The 2,906-nt window shown below is 47.2% G+C and carries 3 protein-coding genes; all 3 read left to right on the forward strand.

Annotation, left to right across the window (positions count from 1 at the left end; genetic code table 11):
• Nucleotides 1-300: D-ribose pyranase (gene rbsD / locus BCT81_RS16900; RefSeq protein ID WP_102425201.1), on the forward strand; the 300-nt coding region annotated here is incomplete at its 5' end.
• Nucleotides 301-385: 85 nt separating this feature from the next.
• Nucleotides 386-1,891 carry a ribose ABC transporter ATP-binding protein RbsA gene (rbsA, locus tag BCT81_RS16905; protein ID WP_008217125.1) on the forward strand — a complete coding sequence of 502 codons (1,506 nt, stop codon included), beginning with the start codon at nt 386-388 and terminating at the stop codon, nt 1,889-1,891.
• On the forward strand, nt 1,888-2,880 hold the full coding sequence (gene rbsC, locus BCT81_RS16910) for a ribose ABC transporter permease (protein WP_008217126.1): 993 nt from the start codon (nt 1,888-1,890) through the stop codon (nt 2,878-2,880). The genes rbsA and rbsC overlap by 4 nt, the downstream gene beginning before the upstream one ends.
• Nucleotides 2,881-2,906: the final 26 nt, after the last annotated feature.

A 2,906-nucleotide genomic window follows, 5' to 3' on the forward strand; every position in this document is an offset into this window, starting at 1 on the left:
GACCTAGCTTTAACTCACGGTGTTCCAAGCTTTGCTCAGACCGTCAAAACCATGCTTGATGAATCTCAAATTGAAGGTGTGGTTATCGCGGAAGAATTCGCAAAAGTAAGCCCAGAGCATCATGCAGCGCTGATTGATCAAATCAAAACAGAAGAAGCGCGTTGTGGTAAAGAAATTGCGATTACTTACATCACTCATGAAGAATTTAAACAGCGCACTCATGAAAGCCGCGCTGTGATTCGTACCGGTGAATGCACACCTTACGCGAATGTCATTTTCCAAGCTGGCGTAACGTTTTAGCTCAAGCGAAACATAACGACAGCCCAGCGTGATAGCTGAAAGACAGAATAACCAAATACAACTGGCCCCGAGTAAAGGAACCGACATGACTCAAGCCATTTTAGAACTTAGCTCAATTGAGAAGGCCTTCCCTGGTGTGAAAGCACTAGACAAGGCAAGCCTCAACGTTTACCCAGGACGCGTGATGGCGTTAATGGGCGAAAACGGTGCAGGTAAATCAACCCTCATGAAAGTGCTGACAGGTATTTATCACTTGGATGGCGGCACTATCGCCTACCAAGGTAAGCCTGCTGCATTCAAAGGGCCTCGTGACTCTCAACAAGCTGGTATCAGTATCATTCACCAAGAACTGAACCTGATCCCAGAGCTGACCATCGCCGAGAACATCTTCTTAGGTCGTGAAATCACCGGCACCATGGGACGCATCTTGTGGAACGAGATGTACCAAGAAGCCGACAAGCTACTGAAGCGCCTAAACGTAAAACACAGTTCAAAAACGCCGCTTGGCGAACTGAGCCTAGGCGAGCAGCAAATGGTAGAGATTGCAAAAGCCCTATCGTTTGAATCTAAGGTCATCATCATGGATGAACCAACAGATGCCCTAACCGATACCGAAACCGAGTCTCTGTTCAAGGTAATCAACGAGCTACGTGATGAAGGCTGCGGCATTGTTTACATTTCTCACCGCTTGAAAGAGATCTTCGAGATCTGTGACGACATCACTGTACTTCGTGACGGCAAGTTCATTGGTCAGTGCGAAGTAAAAGATACTGACGAAGACGGCCTAATCGAAATGATGGTTGGTCGTAAGCTCGACGAACAATACCCTCGCATCGCACCAAGTCATGGTGAAACTTGCTTGGAAGTGATTGGTTTAACGGGTTCTGGTGTTCATGACGTTAGCTTTACCCTAAAGCGCGGTGAAATCCTAGGTGTATCAGGGCTAATGGGTGCTGGTCGTACGGAATTGATGAAAGTGATTTACGGTGCCCTTCCAAGTGAGCGCGGCGTTATCAATTTAGAAAATAAAACCATCAACCCTGTGAGCCCTAAAGATGGCCTTGCTAATGGCATCGCTTACATCTCTGAAGACCGTAAAGGTGACGGCTTAGTGCTTGGGCTTTCAGTGAAAGAGAACATGTCTCTTTGTTCACTGGACCTACTGACCAAAAGCGGTCAAATCCAACACAAAGACGAAGTGATCGCAGTGGATGACTTCATCAAGCTATTCAACATCAAAACCCCTACTCGCGAGCAAATCATTGGCAACCTTTCTGGTGGTAACCAGCAGAAAGTCGCTATCGCCAAGGGCTTGATGACCAAACCAAAAGTACTGATCCTCGACGAGCCAACCCGTGGTGTCGATGTCGGTGCGAAAAAAGAGATTTACCAACTCATTAATAAGTTTAAAGCCGACGGCATGAGCATCATTTTGGTGTCCTCTGAAATGCCAGAAGTATTAGGAATGAGTGACCGCATCATGGTGATGCATGAAGGCCGCATCAGCGGTGAATTTGACGCTAAAGAAGCAAACCAAGAATTATTACTGGCGTGTGCGGTCGGTAAAAAGATTAACGAGGACGCAGCATGAGTACCAAAACCATGAGCAAAACAACTGAAACTGAAGCGCCGAAGAAAAAGCCGTTAATCAGCAAAGAGTGGCTGATTGATCAAAAGTCATTGATTGCTTTGATCTTCCTGATTGTTGTCGTTTCTTTCTTAAACCCGAACTTTTTTACTGTCGACAACATCCTAAACATTCTGCGCCAAACGTCGGTTAACGCAATCATCGCTGTAGGTATGACGCTGGTTATCTTAACCGCAGGTATCGACTTGAGTGTTGGTTCTGTACTGGCGCTTTGTGGTGCATTCGCTGCCAGCATGATTGGCATGGAAATCCCTGTGATGGTCGCTGTACCAACCGCTTTATTAGCAGGTGCTGCGCTGGGTGCAATCAGTGGTGTGATCATCGCGAAAGGTAAGGTTCAAGCCTTCATCGCAACGCTAGTAACCATGACACTACTGCGTGGTGTAACCATGGTTTACACCGACGGTCGCCCTATCTCAACAGGCTTTACGGACACAGCAGACGCATTCGCTTGGTTCGGTACAGGCTACGCAATGGGTGTACCAGTTCCAGTTTGGATCATGGTCGTAGTATTCGCATCCGTTTGGTACCTACTTAACCACACACGCTTTGGCCGTTACGTTTACGCACTTGGCGGCAACGAATCAGCAACTCGCCTATCAGGCATCGACGTAGACAAAGTAAAAATTGGCGTTTACGCAATCTGTGGTCTGTTAGCAGCAGTAGCGGGCATCATCGTGGCTTCTCGTTTGTCATCGGCTCAACCAACCGCAGGTATGGGTTATGAGTTAGACGCTATCGCAGCCGTGGTTCTTGGCGGTACAAGCCTAGCTGGCGGTCGTGGTCGCATCATGGGCACATTGATTGGTGCACTGATTATTGGCTTCCTGAACAACGCCCTAAACCTATTAGACGTTTCTTCTTACTACCAGATGATTGCAAAAGCAGTGGTTATTCTTCTGGCAGTATTGGTCGACAACAAAAACAAATAAGACTCTAGTTTGAGACAATGCAACAC

This window comes from Vibrio sp. 10N.261.52.A1 (assembly GCF_002876325.1).
GTDB lineage: Bacteria > Pseudomonadota > Gammaproteobacteria > Enterobacterales > Vibrionaceae > Vibrio > Vibrio chagasii.

Coding starts and splice junctions, on each gene's coding strand:
- rbsC (WP_008217126.1), top strand. CDS start 1,888: ATGAGTACCAAAACCATGAGCAAAACAACTGAAACTGAAGCGCCGAAG.
- rbsA (WP_008217125.1), top strand. CDS start 386: ATGACTCAAGCCATTTTAGAACTTAGCTCAATTGAGAAGGCCTTCCCT.